This window comes from Colwellia sp. BRX10-4 (genome assembly GCF_014077465.1).
Taxonomy (GTDB): Bacteria; Pseudomonadota; Gammaproteobacteria; order Enterobacterales; family Alteromonadaceae; genus Colwellia_A.
This window is the reverse complement of sequence record NZ_JACGVZ010000020.1, coordinates 1-15,129: the sequence shown is the minus strand read 5'-3', so window position 1 is coordinate 15,129 and position 15,129 is coordinate 1. Positions and strand designations below refer to the sequence as shown.

Below are 15,129 nucleotides of genomic sequence, written 5' to 3'. Positions count from 1 at the left end.
ATAGAAACGAAAAACCCCAGATAAATCTGGGGTTTTTTATGTCTCGATATTCACTTTTTATCTTAATAAAATGTTAGCGCGTCAACATGGAAAAGTTTCTCTACATCATAAATATAACGTTTATTGACTAAGAAAAGAATAACATGATCTTCTGACATTATCTTGGTGTCAGAGTGAGCAATCAACACTTCATCCTGTCTAACAATGGCGCCAATGGTAGTCCCCGGCGGCAACTTTATTGCTTGGATGGTTTTACCGACTACTTTTGAAGATTTTTCATCACCTTTAGCAATAATTTCAATCGCTTCTGCAGCACCACCACGTAAGCTATATACGTTATCAATACTACCACGGCGTACATGTGTCAATAATGCCGAGATAGTAGCGTGTTGGGGTGATACGGCAATATCGATATCGCTGCCATGTACTAAATCTATATAAGCACTTCGCTGAATAAGCACCATCGCTTTACGTACACCTAAGCGCTTAGCTAACAAAGATGACATAATATTTGCTTCATCGTCGTTGGTGACGGCAATAAACACATCAAATTGATCAATATGTTCTTCGAGTAACAGTTCTTGGTCGGAAGAGTCACCAATAAAAACTAAGGTATCATTGAGCTCAGAGGCTAAGTATTCCGCACGCTTTGGTGAACGTTCAATAAGTTTAACTTGATGATTCTTTTCTAATATTTTAGCTAAGCCGGCGCCTATATTACCACCGCCAGCGATCATTATTCTTTTATATGAGGCTTCAAGTTTTTGCAGTTCATTCATTACCGCACGAATATGGATAGTGGCAGCAATAAAAAACACTTCATCATCTGCTTCAATAACGGTAGTACCCAGCGGACGGATAGGTTTTCCGTTACGATAAATAGCCGCTACTCGTGTGTCAACATTAGGAATATGCTCGCGCAAAGTTGACAGGGCATGACCAACCAATAACCCCCCGTAATAAGCTTTTACGGCAACTAAACTGACTTTTCCTTGGGCAAACTCTAAGACTTGTAGTGCACCCGGGTAATCAATTAAACGCGCAATATCACGAGTAACTAATTGTTCTGGAGCAATAACATGGTCTACGGGGATGTTTTTTGATTGAAAGAGTTCTTTTTGGTAGCGCAATATTTGTGATGAACGAATTCGGGCTATTTTATTTGCGGTGTTAAATAAAGTATAACAAATTTGGCAGGCGAGCATATTCGTTGCATCATCACTACTTACCGCGATAACCAACTCGGCATCCTCTGCACCCGCTTGCTTTAATACGTCTGGGTGACAGCCATTACCAATGACAACTTGCAAGTCCATTTTATCTTGTAATTCATGCAAGGTTTCTGCATTGGTATCAATGAGCGTAATATCGTTACGCTCACCAACAAGATTTTCAGCTAATGTTCCGCCCACTTGCCCTGCGCCAATTATTATTATTTTCATAAGTTAACTTTAATTTTTAGTTTTTAAGCGGCTAGGTTGAAAGATCATCAGAGCCTATATTGTTTTTTCTAATTTAGCGTAATAAAAACCGTCCATTGATTGCTCATTTGGCAAGATTTGCCAGCCTATGTCGGTTTTCTCATTTGTTATTGATACTAATTTAGCATTGTTATTCTCAGATAAGAACTCTTCTATCTGTTGAATATTTTCTTTGGGTAAAATACTACAGGTTGCATAAAGCAAAATACCGCCAGGTTTAAGTAAAGACCAAATGTTTTTTAATATTTGTTGCTGCAATATTGCCAGTTTTTCAATGTCTTCTGCTTTTCTCAACCATTTTATATCGGGGTGGCGACGAATTACACCGGTAGCCGAGCAGGGGGCGTCGAGTAAAATACGGTCGAAAAGTTGTCCATCCCACCATTCTTGTGAAGCAGCATCAGCAGTAATTACCTCGGCTGATAAGTTAAGGCGCGATAAGTTTTCTTCTACTCTTAATAAACGACTTTCTTCAATATCAATGGCCGTCATTTTTGCTAAGTCAGGGGTTAATTCTAGAATGTGGCAAGTTTTACCACCTGGGGCAGCACAACAATCAAGTACAAAGTCACCCGCTTGAGTATCGAGTAATATCGCGGCTTGTTGAGCCGCACCATCTTGAACTGAGATCCAACCATCAATAAAGCCAGGAAGCTTATTAACATCTACAGCAGCAACGAGTTTAATCGCTGATGATTTATCGTCAACGAGTGCTACAGGGATTTCTGCTTGCTCGAGTAAAGCTAAATATTCAGTCACATTATGGTGACGTTGATTGACTCTTAACCACATCGGTGGTCGCTCTAAATTAGCATTAAGAATTTCTTGCCATTGATCAGGGTAAGCGTTTTGTACCTTTTTGATAAACCAGCTTGGGTGTGAATATTTTATTGGATCAGGTAACTTCGCTGCGATTTCTGCTGCATCGTCTTTGGCTAGGTTACGTTGAACATTACGTAAGACACCATTAATTAAACCTCTTAAAAAGTCGCACTTTAAAGGTTTTGTTGCTGCTACTGTTTCACTTACCGCCGCGTGGTCAGGAATGCGCGTATGCTTTACTTGATATATGCCCACTAGAATAAGAAAGTGGCCAACCCGTTGTTTACCTTTTAATGGCTTATCCATTAGCTGGCGTAAGTCATATTCAAGTGCTGGTAAATACCGTAAAACGCCGTAACAAAGTTCTTGTAAAAGTCCTTTATCTTTACCTTCTACTTTTGCTTGAGCTTTGGGTAACTCATCGCTAAGGCTTCTGCCTTTATCAACAACAGCAAAACAACACCTTGCCGCTAGGGCTCTAATATTAGTCGCCATTATTGTTCACTCATGTTGTTTGCAGTTAAATTATTGATATGGCTGTTTTCAGCAAACCATAGTGCTTTTCCGTTTAAAATATCACGCGCTGGCATTGGCTTTTTACCGGGTAATTGCAATGATTCTAAGCACAGTGAACCTGAAGTTGTAGCAACAGTAACACCGTTTTTATTTGCTGAAATTATTGTTCCAGGCAGGCAACCATGAGTCTCATCAGTATAGCTGGCTTGCCAAACCCGAATACGATGTTCGATATTTTTTTCATCAGTAAAGGTAAATTGTGCAACTGGCCATGGTATATAAGCACGAATTTTACGATGAAGTTCAACAGCGGGTAATTGCCAATCTAATTCTGCTTCATCTTTATCAAGTTTGGCCGCATAGTTAGCTAAATTATTATCTTGAGGCTCGGCGCTATGCTTGTTCTCAGCCATTAAATCAAGCGTGCTTAGTAAAGCAATAGGGCCGATATCGGCTAATTTTTCATAGAGTGTGGCGCTAGTATCTTGTTGAGTAATTTCACAGGTTGCTTTAGCTATCATGTCTCCGGTATCTAAACCTTTGTCCATCTGCATAATCGTCACACCTGTTTCTTTATCACCGGCCTCTAATGAACGTTGAATAGGTGCGGCGCCACGCCATTTTGGCAATATCGAGCCATGTACATTGACACAGCCTAAACGCGGAGCTTCTAAAATAACCATTGGCAATAATAAGCCGTAAGCGACAACAACCATAATATCAGCATTATAACTGGCTAGCTTTTCTTGATCGCCAGCGTCTTTAAAATTAACTGGTTGCTCAACAACAATACCATGCGATAAAGCGAGTTCTTTGGTAGCACAAGCGGTTAGCTTTTTACCACGTCCAGCACGTTTATCGGGTGGACAGTAAACCGCGACCACTTCATGATGAGAGTTAATTAGCGCCGCCAGATGTTGTGCAGCAAAGTCTGGCGTGCCAGCAAAAATAATTTTAAGAGCTTTTGACAAAGTTTTATTCCGAATTATATTAATAAAAACAATAATTAATTGTTGGCTAAACGAGCTTCTTTTTCTAGTTTTGCTTTTATCCGCTGGCGTTTTAATGGTGATAGATAATCAACAAATAACTTACCATCTAAATGATCTAATTCATGCTGTATACAAACTGCGAGTAATTCAGTTGCATTTAAGGTAAAGGCTTGTCCTTCACGATCGAGCGCTTTCACGGTAACTTCTGTGTAACGGTCAACTTTTGCGTAACAACCGGGCACAGATAAACAACCTTCTTCATTGATTTCGGTCGTATCACTATGGCTAATTATTTCTGGGTTAATCAAGACATAAGACTGGTCTTCGTCTTCTGAAACATTAATGACGACAATACGTTGATGGATATTGACCTGGGTGGCAGCTAAACCCACACCGTTCTCTTCTCGCATGGTCTCAAACATGTCATCAATTATTTGTTGTACATCACTGTTAATATCTTCTACAGGTAACGCTTTAGTGCGCAAGCGTTCGTCAGGAAATCTAAGTACGTTTAAAATAGTCATAAATATTCAAATAATTCGCGAAATATCGCATTGAGTGTTATGTTTCAATTTTAGCTATTAAATATAATTAATAATAGTGGTTTAGGCTAAAAGCTTAATATATCTGTTTAATAGGCGAACTATCATGCTAATACGTAGTTTTTTGTTAATACTCTGCTTGTCTTTTTCAGTATTGGTTACTGCTGATGAGTTAACATTAAATAAAAATGCCCCAAAATCTTACTTTGTTAAAAAGGGGGATACTTTGTGGGATATTTCAGCAATATTTCTCAAGCAGCCTTGGCTCTGGCCAAAGTTGTGGCGATTGAATCCTGATATTGATAATCCTCATTTAATTTATCCTGGTGACGTGCTTCGTTTAGTTTTTGACGAAAAAGGGCAACCAATGTTAGTGCGAGGAAAGCCTGAACTTAAATGGTCGCCCCGAGCACGAGTTAAATTAAAAGATCAATCTGCTATTTCAAGTTTATCCTTGGACGTTATTGCACCTTATATTAATTACAGTAGCATTTTATCTGAAGATGACATTGCAAAGCTCCCTTATATACTAGGGAGTGATGAAGGTTATAATTCTAGTATTGACGGCTTTAATCTCTATGTAAACGGCGAATTAGAGTTAGGCAAAGGTTATGGTATATATCAGAAAGAAAAGCCTATTTATGACCCTGAAACACAAGAACTTTTAGGCTACAACATTAGTGTTTTAGGTACCGGAAAAGTCATACGCACCGGTGATATTGACAATAAAGTGCCTGCTACCTTGTATGTCGATGGCGTTAAAGAAGAAATTCGTTCCGGTGATTTTATTCTGCCCGTCAATGAAAACCAACAATACCCGTCATTTTTTAGTCTAAAGCCAGCGACTAAGTCGTTACGTGGACTAATTATCAACAGTATGAGTGGGTTAAGTGAATTTGGAAAACTCGACGTTGTAATGATTAATCGTGGCGCCGAACATGCTGTTGAGCAAGGAGATATTGTTTCGGTAAAACGGATCAGCCCAGGTGTTGTTGAAACAAGTAATGGCCCAACGTATAGCAAAGATGCTTCACGCTGGAATCGTATGGCAAATATTGAGAGCTCTGATTATAAAATGCCAGAAGAAGTTGTTGGCGAAATGATGGTTTTTAAAGTGTATCAGCAAGTGAGTTTAGCGCTCGTTATGCGTTCAAGTAAACCGCTTCGATTACAAGATATTATTACTTCACCCGTGGAAAACTAACCGACTGGCAATTCATCTTAATTTATAAGTAAAACCGCTGTACTTAGGGAGAAGACAGTGACAATAAAGTATAATTTAGCTGTTACCCCTCAACAGGGCGATGAGTATAACAAGAAAAGCGTGAGTCACTTTTGGCTGGCGCTTAAGCTTATACCACGCCTAGCTATCGATAAAAAATTAAGACTTGTTGAACTCTTTGGAGTAGAACAACTTTTTCATTCCTCACAAGAACTGTCATCATTAAATCTTACTCAAAAACAGATAGCGGCGATTAGATCTCCTGATTGGCAAAGAATTTCTGAAATTATTGCCGCCACTGAACGATGTATTAGTGCCATTATTCCTTTTGTTGACTCTCGTTACCCTTCACAGTTAAAGCAAATTTATGATCCGCCATTGGTTTTATTTGCCCAAGGAAATATTAGCCTATTAAATCAAATGCAAATTGCGATGGTCGGTAGCCGAGATGCCAGTATTAATGGTCGAGAGAATGCGTTTAAATTTGCACAGCAGTTAGCAAATGCTGGATTAGTGGTAACGAGTGGTTTAGCGCTAGGTATAGATGGCGCCGCTCACCAGGGGACGTTATCGGCAGGAGGTAAAACCATCGCGGTTGTCGCGACCGGTTTAGATCAGGTCTATCCAGCAAGGCATAGATTATTAGCAAAAAACATTCTAGACAATGACGGTGCTATTATCAGTGAGTTTCCTCCAAACACCCCACCTAAGCCAGGTTATTTCCCCAAACGAAATAGATTGATTAGTGGTTTAAGTGTGGGGGTGCTGGTGGTTGAAGCTACGATTAAAAGTGGCTCTTTGATAACCGCTCGATGCGCCATAGAACAAAATCGTGACGTGTTTGCTATCCCAAGTACCATTAATAACCCACAAGCTAAAGGGTGTCACTGGCTGATTAAACAAGGTGCTAAACTTGTCGATAATATTGCCGATATAGTTGATGAATTAGATCTACTGCCACAAAGAGGTCTACACTTAACGATAAACAAAGAGAAAGAACAACGCTTAGAAAAAAGTCAAAAACAACACTTGTTTAACGATTCATTGTTAGCTAGTGTGGGTTATGAGATCACCCCCGTAGATATGGTGGTTTCACGAAGCAAATTACCGATAGATGTCGTACTAACTCGGTTAACAATGTTAGAGCTTAAAGGTCTGGTTGCTACGGTTCCAGGGGGTTACCTAAGAGTAAAATAGGGGCTAATTATGTTTGATATACTGATGTATCTTTTTGAAAACTATATACATAGTGAAGCCGAAATCATGGTGGATCATGAATCATTAACGGATGAACTTACCCGAGCAGGTTTTCATCAAGACGAAATATATAAAGCGCTAAGTTGGTTAGAAAAGCTAGCAGCACTTCAAGACACCGATGCTTATCCGTATTTAACGCGAGTAGGGCGTCGCTCAGTACGTGTCTATGTTGATGATGAAATGCAATTACTTGATGTAGAGTGCCGAGGTTTTCTTTTATTTTTAGAGCAAGTGAATGTCCTAGATTTTACCACACGAGAAATGGTTATTGACCGCGTGATGGAGTTAGATACTAAGTTCTTCTCGATTGATGATTTAAAGTGGGTGGTACTTATGGTGTTATTTAATGTGCCAGGTAAAGAAAATGCTTACTCGCAAATGGAAGATCTTATTTTTGATGAGCAAGAAGGACCATTACATTAAGTGTCAATCGTATAACTCGCTTAAGTTTGGCTAATCGTGGCATAATAACGTTAACAATATTCTAGTGATTGCATTATGCCTAATTCTGATAAACCCTTATTTTCACAGCACGAACATGCTTTAGAAAAAGCGTATGAAGTGTGCCCAGAATGTGGCAGTGAAATTGTTATAAAGAATAGTAAGTCGGGAAAGTTTTTTGGTTGTGCTTCCTATCCTGCCTGCGATTTTACTCGTCCAGTTGTCGACCACGAACGAGTAGAAGATAAAATTTTAGCTGGAACTGAATGCCCAGAGTGTCAGCATGAACTTGCGGTTAAACAAGGCCGATATGGAATGTTTATTGGTTGTTCTAATTATCCCCAATGCCATCATATTGAAGATACTAGTGGCCAAGAAGATGTTGGCGTAGCTTGCCCACAGTGCCAGAAAAAGGGTAAGCAAGCCGAATTAATTGAACGCACCAATCGCTATGGCAAAACATTTTATTCTTGTGAACAATATCCTAAATGTAAGTATGTCCTTAATTATCCACCCGTTGCTGAAAATTGCCCTCAATGCCTTTGGCCGATATTAGTGAAGCGTAAAATGGCGAGTGGTAACGTCATAATCTGTCCAGAAAAGAAATGCACCTATAAGCGTAAAGAGATATAATACGCGCAATTATTTAACTAAACTTCTGGAGAGACAAAATGTCATCAACTTTTGTTGCAATTTTAATGGGTTCAGATTCTGACCTACCTGTTATGCAAGCAACTATCAGCGTTTTAAAAACATTTGGTATTGAACATGAAGTACGTGTTCGTTCAGCCCATAGAACACCCGATGCTGCTAAAGCTTACGTAAAAGATGCTGAAGAACGTGGCTGTAAAGTCTTTATATGTGCTGCAGGTTTAGCCGCTCATTTAGCCGGTGCTGTTGCAGGAATGACCACTCGTCCAGTTATTGGTGTTCCCATTGATAACGGACCATTACAAGGTCATGATGCCTTACTTTCAACGGTTATGATGCCGGGTGGAATACCGGTCGCAACGGTTGCTATTGGTAAAGCAGGTGCAAAAAATGCGGGTTATTTAGCCGCACAAATATTAGGTATTGCGGATCCATCTATTGCAGAAAAAGTAAAAGCAGAACGCGCTGCTAATGTTATTGCTTTACTTGCAAAAGATGAAGCGATGCAAGAAAAATTAACATAAATTTTATGTGTTATTCGAGAAACCAGCGATTTGCTGGTTTTTTTATGTCCAAAATTTACCCTGATATTTTTGTTTAGCTAAAATATAAATATTCCGCTAGATATTTACTGCGATTGAATGTGAATACCCGAATAGCCCCATTAGACCAAAGGATAATTTTTAAACGCAATAATAGGCGTAAACTATCCTCAGTAAGTGCCGAAGTTAAGTAGCACTAAATAGCTACCAGCACCGTAATATAATGAGGAAAGTCGATGAACAATATTTATGACCAAGGCTTAGACAAAGTTGCAGCCAATAACCAGCCTTTAACACCGATTAACTTTTTAAATCGAACCGCCGACGTACATCCTGAACGCGTTGCCATCATTCATGGTAAACAACAAATCACTTATCGTGAATATCGTAATAATGTTAGACGCCTAGCCTCAGCATTAATGCAACGCGGTGTTAAGCCCGGTAATACAGTGGCCATCATGGCGGCTAATATTCCTGCCTTTCTAGATGCCCATTATGGTGTGCCGTTAACGGGTGCAGTATTACATTCGATAAACATTCGTTTAGATGCTGAAAGTATTGCTTTTCTTTTCGACCATGGCGAATGTGATGTACTCTTAACCGATACGGCTTTTTCTTGTGTGGTAAAAAAAGCACTAACCTTATGTTCACGTCAACCGCTGATTATTGATATCGATGATGTAATGAGTGAAGGCGGTGAACGTTTAGGTTGTGTTGAGTATCAAGACTTACTTGCCGAAGGTAATGAAAATTTCACCGGAAATTTAATTCATGATGAATGGCAAGCACTGGCGTTAAATTATACTTCAGGGACAACGGGTAACCCAAAAGGTGTGGTCTATTCACATCGCGGCGCTTATTTAAATTCGCTGGGTAACAACATGATCTGGCCATTAGGCAATAACTCAGTGTACCTATGGACACTGCCAATGTTCCATTGTAATGGTTGGTGTTTTCCATGGACGGTTGTTGCTGTGGGTGGAACACAAGTTTGCTTAAGGCAGGTAGAAGTTGGTGCAATCATTGAAAGTTTAATTGAACATAAGGTCAGCCATTTTTGTGGCGCGCCAATCGTCTTAAATATGATTTTAAATGCAGACCAAACGTTACTGGCAAAAGTACCACGTGGCATAAATATCATGACCGCGGGGGCTCCACCACCACCATCCGTTATTAAAGGCATGGAAGCAATGGGGTTTGATATCACCCAAGGCTATGGTTTAACTGAAGTTTATGGGCCTTGTGTGGTAAGTGAATGGAAAGATGAATGGAATGATAAAAGCGACGATGAAAGAGCTGCGTTAAAAGCGCGTCAAGGTGTGCGCTATCCTACACAAGAAGAAGTCGATGTATTAGACCCTGAGACTATGCAGCCCGTCCCTTGTAATGCTGAAACGGTTGGTGAAATTATGTTTCGTGGTAATAGCATGATGAAAGGTTATCTAAAAAATGAGAAAGCGACTAATGAAGCATTTAAACATGGCTGGTTCCATTCTGGTGATTTAGCCGTTAAGCATCCAGATGGTTATATTGAAATAAGAGATCGTTCTAAAGATATTATTATTTCAGGTGGAGAAAATATATCTTCAGTAGAAGTCGAAAGTATTTTATATCAACACCCTGACATATTAGAGGCAGCCGTTGTCGCTAAAAGTGATGAGAAATGGGGGGAAACTCCATGCGCCTTTGTTTCATTAAAGCGAGGCCGAAGCGCTACAGAGCAAGATATCATCAGTTTTTGTCGAGAACATATGGCTATATTTAAAGCCCCTAAGACAATTGTGTTTAGTGATTTACCAAAAACGTCGACAGGTAAAGTACAGAAATTTATTTTACGTGAAAAAGTAAAAAGCCTCTCATAACTATCAAGTGTTTAATTTTGGCGATAAAATTATTTTTATCTGAAATTAAACACTTATTTTATCTATTAGATAAACGCCGTATAATCATAAAATAATCCTTTAATTTTCCATTATTATTTATGATGACTTCTGCCGAAGAGGCTTACAGCCAAGGTGGTATTATTGCTTATCCAACCGAAGCTGTTTTTGGCCTAGGTTGCGATCCTGATAATTTACTCGCAATTGAAAAATTACTTAGCATTAAAAACCGCTCTCCAGAAAAGGGCCTCATTTTACTAGCGGCTAACTACTCTCAATTACTCCCTTATATTGATGACAGTAAAATACCGCAAGATAAACGCTTGAGTATACTTTCTCGCTGGCCTAACGGTATTACTCAATTATTGCCAAAAAATAGTAATACTCATCGGCTACTTACTGGAAAATTTTCCACCATAGCCGTTCGATTGACTAGCCAACCTGATGTAGTAGCGCTGTGCAACAAGGTAAATAAACCAATTGTTTCTACCAGTGCTAACCTATCGGGGGAGGAGCCGGCAAGAACTTGGCAAGACGTTGAAGAAACTTTGTCAGCTGAAATCGATTTCATCATAAAAGGTAGTACTTTAGGGTATACTCAACCTTCAAGAATAATTGATGCACTGACCGGAGAGACAATTCGAGCATGAGCCAAGTAAGCATAGAAACAGTCATTGAATTTTTAAAATCACTGCAAGACAATATTTGTTCAGCATTAGAAGCCGCCGACGGTAGTGGGCAGTTCGTTGAAGATAACTGGATACGCGCTGAAGGCGGTGGTGGCCGTACTCGAGTATTAACCGACGGGACTGTTATTGAACAAGGTGGTGTAAACTTTTCAGAAGTCTCTGGTGATAAGTTACCCCCATCAGCGAGTGCTCATCGACCTGAACTAGCCGGTAGAACCTGGCGAGCTTGTGGTGTTTCATTAGTTATTCACCCTAAAAATCCTTATATCCCCACGTCACACGCTAATGTACGATTTTTTATCGCTGAGAAAGAAGGTGAGGAACCTGTGTGGTGGTTTGGTGGTGGTTTTGATTTAACCCCTTTTTATCCTATAAAAGAAGATGTTGTTCATTGGCACCAAACGGCAAAATCACTTTGTCAGCCTTTTGGTGAAAATGTTTATAATGAGCATAAAAAATGGTGCGATGAATATTTTTATTTAAAACATCGAGATGAAACGCGTGGTGTTGGTGGTTTATTTTTTGATGATTTGAATCAATGGGATTTTGATACTTGCTTAAATTATATTAAAGCTGTTGGGCAAGGCTTTGTTGACGCTTATGTTCCGATTATCGAAAAAAGAAAGCACATTGAATTCTCTGAGCAACAACGTCAATTTCAATTATATCGCCGTGGCCGTTATGTTGAGTTTAACTTAGTCTTTGACCGAGGCACCTTATTTGGTTTGCAGTCAGGTGGGCGTACAGAATCGATATTAATGTCGATGCCGCCACTTGCTCGTTGGGAATATAATTATCAGCCCGATCCAACAAGTCAAGAAGCTGAACTGGCTCAGTACTTAGTACCACAAGACTGGTTAGCTCAATAATTATTATCATTTATAATACTTCAGCTAGATTTTTTTGAACGCCGATTGAACGAGAAGCGTAAAGCTTCTCGTGTTTCTGTCAATGACATTAGCTGGTTTATATTTGCGTCACCAAGCTTACTTGCCACTGTTATTTACCTCTACTTCCGTCTATTTGTAAAATGTTTAAATAAAAGTTAAAACAACGCAATTTTATTGCGCTAGGTCATGTTTTTATTTTTAAGTCTCTATAGAATCCGTTTCATTAAATACCCACAAAATAAACAGGGACTTTGCACATGAAAAAACGTTTACTTACTTTAGCTGTTTTAGCTTCTCTTTCTGTAACTGCCTTTGCTGAAGATTATAAAGCCGGAGATTTTGTTTTCCGTGTTGGTGCGACTATGGTTAACCCAGATAGCGGTAAGTCAGGGGTTTTTGTTGAAGCATTAGGAGGTAACACGCCATTATCTCTTTCTGTTGATGACAATACTCAACTTGGCTTAAATTTTATTTATTTCTATGATAACAATTGGGCAATAGAAGTTTTAGCTGCAACACCATTCGCCCATGATGTCATTATTCACGATCAACAACGTATCTCTGCCGGACTGTTTGGTGCGAACGTGGATGGTGCGACATTAGCGGAAGTCACACAGTTACCACCCACAATTAGTGCACTTTATTACTTTAACAGTGCATCGAACATTAAACCTTATGCGGGTGTTGGCATAAATTACACCATATTTTTTGATGAAAGTTTTAAAAGTACACCTGAATCCTTAGGTTTTAATGATTTAGAGCTTGATGGCTCATTAGGCTTATCGTTTCAAGTGGGCGCCGATTACTTAATAAATGATAAGTGGCACGTAAATGCTTCCGCTCGTTATATTGATATTAATGCCGATGCCACCTTCAAAATTGGTGATATTAAAGGGTCTGCGTCAGTAGAAATTGACCCTATGGTTTATTCAATCATGTTGGGTTATAAGTTTTAGTATTATTAATAACACAAACTCTTAACAACACCCTTTTAAGGCAGTCATCTTTTATATAAAGGTAACTGCTTTTTTTATATTCATCATGCCTTTATTACGATAACCTTAAGTATAATTTATTACCCAGTGCTTTCTATGGATCAATATCGCGTCTTTGGTAACCCTATCAAACAATCACGTTCGCCCATTATTCACCAATCTTTTGCGCAGCAAACTCAGCAGCAACTTAACTACCAAAGTGAATATGTAGCACTAGAGCTATTTGAACAAACAATCATTACTTTTATGAATAGTGGCGCTAAAGGTGCCAACATTACCGCTCCTTTTAAAGAACAAGCGATGGCATTATGCGATAAATTAACCGAGCGGGCTCAACTTGCCGGCGCGGTAAATACCTTAACGTTTGCGGGTGGTAAAATATTTGGCGATAACACCGATGGGGAAGGGCTTGTACAAGACCTCCTTAATCATAAAATATTATTAAAAAATAGTCGTATTTTATTATTGGGTGCCGGTGGTGCTGCTAAAGGCGTGATTTTACCTTTATTAGCACAAGGACCACAGAAAATTGTTATCGCCAATAGAACAGTTAGTAAAGCTGAAGAGCTGATTAAAAAGTTTAACAACAATAAATTAACGGCTACAGGGTTCGATGCTATGGGAGCAGAAAAGTTTGACCTTATTATCAATGCAACATCGGCAAGCTTAACGGGGGAAATTCCACCGTTATCAAAAGAGCTTATTGCTAATACCGACTGTTACGATATGGTTTATGGTAAAGAACTTAGTCCATTTTTAGCTTGGGCGAAAGCCAATGGCGCAAGTAATGTTATTGATGGTTTAGGTATGTTGGTAGAACAAGCCGCCGAAAGTTTTAGAACTTGGCGAAATGTTTCACCTGAAACCGCATCGGTGCTAAATAGGCTAAGAAAAGAGGATTAAGATGAATCAACAAATAATCTTCAACGATGATATAACTTATGATAACAACCAACAGGGCTGGATCTTTAGTGGATTACTCTCTGGTGAGCGTATTAATATTCTTATTAAGTGTACAAAGCATAATGTAATGAGTGATGCATTGAAATTTGATTTAGAAGAAATCGTTGAAGAGTGGCTCGACGATAATGAGCCACTCCCTGAAAGTCGAATAGAGCTGTACTATAAGTAACGGGCTAATAAATTATTATTGAGCAAGGTACTCATTCTTAAGCTCAACATAATTAATCGCAGACTGACTAAGAAATGCTTGCTCACTTTCTTTTAGTAATCTCACTTGTTTTACCGGGTTACCTACATATAGGTGACCACTCTCTAACGTTTTATGAGGAGGCACCAAAGAACCTGCACCAATAAAAACGTCACTTTCAATAATCGCGCCATCCATAATGATTGCCCCCATACCAACAAGTATACGATCTCCTAACGTGCAACCATGTAGCATGCACTTGTGACCAACGGTAACATCTTCACCTATAATGAGAGGATTGCCTGTTGGATTACCTGCGCTTTTACGGGTTACATGCAATACCGTACCATCTTGGATATTGGTTCTATTGCCAATGCTAATAGTATTAACGTCACCCCTAGCGGCGACCAAAGGCCAAATACTGACATCGTCACCCATAGATATATCTCCAACGAGTACAGCAGACTCATCAATATAGACCTTTTGGCCCAATTTTGGTGTGATTTTATTGTAGCTACGTAATATAGTTTTATTCATAATGAGAATTAGGTTGTGAACTTGTGCATTAATATTAGCAAATATCGACTAAAGGTTGAAAAAATATCAGTTATAAACGGTATTAATATAAATGTTTAGTTTAACGAAAGAGTATCAGCTAATAGAAGTGTGGTTAATAAATGTGGTATTCGGTCGAATAAACCTCAATAAAAACGTGGCCTGTACGTTAATTAAGCGAACAAACGTTTATTTCAAACTTATTACAAAAAAGGGTTGACGCCCAGCGAGAAATCTCTAGAATGCGCTCCAGTTCCAAGGGGTTCAGTCAAAACGAACCACGAAAGAGCTGTTTTGATAAGTTATCTACATCACTTTAGGGTAAAGTAGTTAACTTAACGTTTTATAGATAAGGTTTGAATCTTCGAAAAGAAACTTTAAATTAAATTAAATAAAACGTTGACATCAAAACTGAGAAGCGTATCATGCGCATCTCGCTTCAGGCAAGGCCTGCAGCAACGGAGCAACGCTCCAAAGGTATAAACGAATGGGTTTTATATCTAA

Annotated in this window: 16 protein-coding genes; 11 read left to right on the top strand and 5 right to left on the bottom strand. The window is 39.1% G+C overall.

Annotation, left to right across the window (positions count from 1 at the left end; all coding sequences use genetic code 11):
- Positions 1 to 62: 62 nt before the first annotated feature.
- From trkA to def, 4 genes are read right to left on the bottom strand one after another with little or no spacing between them, the layout of a single operon-like run.
- A complete protein-coding gene (trkA, locus tag H4J67_RS14670) occupies positions 63 to 1,442 on the bottom strand; it encodes a Trk system potassium transporter TrkA (RefSeq protein ID WP_070375275.1) in 1,380 nt (459 codons plus the stop codon).
- Positions 1,443 to 1,496: 54 nt separating this feature from the next.
- Entirely contained in the window at positions 1,497 to 2,798 is a 1,302-nt protein-coding gene (gene rsmB / locus H4J67_RS14665; RefSeq protein ID WP_182175897.1) for a 16S rRNA (cytosine(967)-C(5))-methyltransferase RsmB, read from the bottom strand.
- Positions 2,798 to 3,790 carry a methionyl-tRNA formyltransferase gene (gene fmt / locus H4J67_RS14660; protein ID WP_182175896.1) on the bottom strand — a complete coding sequence of 331 codons (993 nt, stop codon included), beginning with the start codon at positions 3,788 to 3,790 and terminating at the stop codon, positions 2,798 to 2,800. The genes rsmB and fmt overlap by 1 nt, the downstream gene beginning before the upstream one ends.
- A 35-nt stretch (positions 3,791 to 3,825) precedes the next feature.
- Complete coding sequence (gene def / locus H4J67_RS14655) at positions 3,826 to 4,335, bottom strand: peptide deformylase (RefSeq protein ID WP_070375272.1); 510 nt, start codon at positions 4,333 to 4,335, stop codon at positions 3,826 to 3,828.
- 124 nt (positions 4,336 to 4,459) lie between these two features.
- On the opposite strand from def, the gene H4J67_RS14650 reads away from it, so the two are divergent.
- From H4J67_RS14650 to H4J67_RS14600, 11 genes are all read left to right on the top strand, one after another.
- Complete coding sequence (locus H4J67_RS14650) at positions 4,460 to 5,557, top strand: LysM peptidoglycan-binding domain-containing protein (protein WP_182175895.1); 1,098 nt, start codon at positions 4,460 to 4,462, stop codon at positions 5,555 to 5,557.
- A 57-nt stretch (positions 5,558 to 5,614) separates the two neighbouring features.
- On the top strand, positions 5,615 to 6,772 hold the full coding sequence (gene dprA / locus H4J67_RS14645) for a DNA-processing protein DprA (protein ID WP_310650672.1): 1,158 nt from the start codon (positions 5,615 to 5,617) through the stop codon (positions 6,770 to 6,772).
- A 9-nt stretch (positions 6,773 to 6,781) separates the two neighbouring features.
- Complete coding sequence (locus tag H4J67_RS14640; RefSeq protein ID WP_070375270.1) at positions 6,782 to 7,255, top strand: DUF494 family protein; 474 nt, start codon at positions 6,782 to 6,784, stop codon at positions 7,253 to 7,255.
- 75 nt (positions 7,256 to 7,330) lie between these two features.
- Positions 7,331 to 7,906 carry a topoisomerase DNA-binding C4 zinc finger domain-containing protein gene (locus H4J67_RS14635; protein ID WP_182175894.1) on the top strand — a complete coding sequence of 192 codons (576 nt, stop codon included), beginning with the start codon at positions 7,331 to 7,333 and terminating at the stop codon, positions 7,904 to 7,906.
- A 38-nt stretch (positions 7,907 to 7,944) separates the two neighbouring features.
- The gene (gene purE / locus H4J67_RS14630; RefSeq protein WP_182175893.1) at positions 7,945 to 8,448 is read left to right on the top strand and encodes a 5-(carboxyamino)imidazole ribonucleotide mutase; all 504 of its coding nucleotides are present in this window, start codon (positions 7,945 to 7,947) and stop codon (positions 8,446 to 8,448) included.
- 254 nt (positions 8,449 to 8,702) lie between these two features.
- The gene (locus H4J67_RS14625; protein ID WP_182175892.1) at positions 8,703 to 10,328 is read left to right on the top strand and encodes an acyl-CoA synthetase; all 1,626 of its coding nucleotides are present in this window, start codon (positions 8,703 to 8,705) and stop codon (positions 10,326 to 10,328) included.
- Between the two features lie 119 nt (positions 10,329 to 10,447).
- Positions 10,448 to 10,996: a Sua5/YciO/YrdC/YwlC family protein gene (locus H4J67_RS14620; protein WP_182175891.1), complete on the top strand. Its 549-nt coding sequence runs from the start codon at positions 10,448 to 10,450 to the stop codon at positions 10,994 to 10,996.
- On the top strand, positions 10,993 to 11,904 hold the full coding sequence (hemF, locus tag H4J67_RS14615) for an oxygen-dependent coproporphyrinogen oxidase (protein WP_182175890.1): 912 nt from the start codon (positions 10,993 to 10,995) through the stop codon (positions 11,902 to 11,904). The genes H4J67_RS14620 and hemF overlap by 4 nt, the downstream gene beginning before the upstream one ends.
- A gap of 278 nt (positions 11,905 to 12,182) precedes the next feature.
- The gene (locus tag H4J67_RS14610) at positions 12,183 to 12,881 is read left to right on the top strand and encodes an OmpW family protein (protein WP_182204143.1); all 699 of its coding nucleotides are present in this window, start codon (positions 12,183 to 12,185) and stop codon (positions 12,879 to 12,881) included.
- 135 nt (positions 12,882 to 13,016) lie between these two features.
- Positions 13,017 to 13,823, top strand: coding sequence for a shikimate dehydrogenase (gene aroE / locus H4J67_RS14605; protein ID WP_182204141.1), 807 nt, complete (start codon positions 13,017 to 13,019; stop codon positions 13,821 to 13,823).
- 1 nt (position 13,824) lies between these two features.
- The gene (locus tag H4J67_RS14600; protein ID WP_182204140.1) at positions 13,825 to 14,052 is read left to right on the top strand and encodes a hypothetical protein; all 228 of its coding nucleotides are present in this window, start codon (positions 13,825 to 13,827) and stop codon (positions 14,050 to 14,052) included.
- 15 nt (positions 14,053 to 14,067) lie between these two features.
- On the opposite strand, the gene H4J67_RS14595 is transcribed toward H4J67_RS14600, so the two are convergent.
- Positions 14,068 to 14,607 carry a gamma carbonic anhydrase family protein gene (locus tag H4J67_RS14595; RefSeq protein ID WP_182175886.1) on the bottom strand — a complete coding sequence of 180 codons (540 nt, stop codon included), beginning with the start codon at positions 14,605 to 14,607 and terminating at the stop codon, positions 14,068 to 14,070.
- Positions 14,608 to 15,129: the final 522 nt, after the last annotated feature.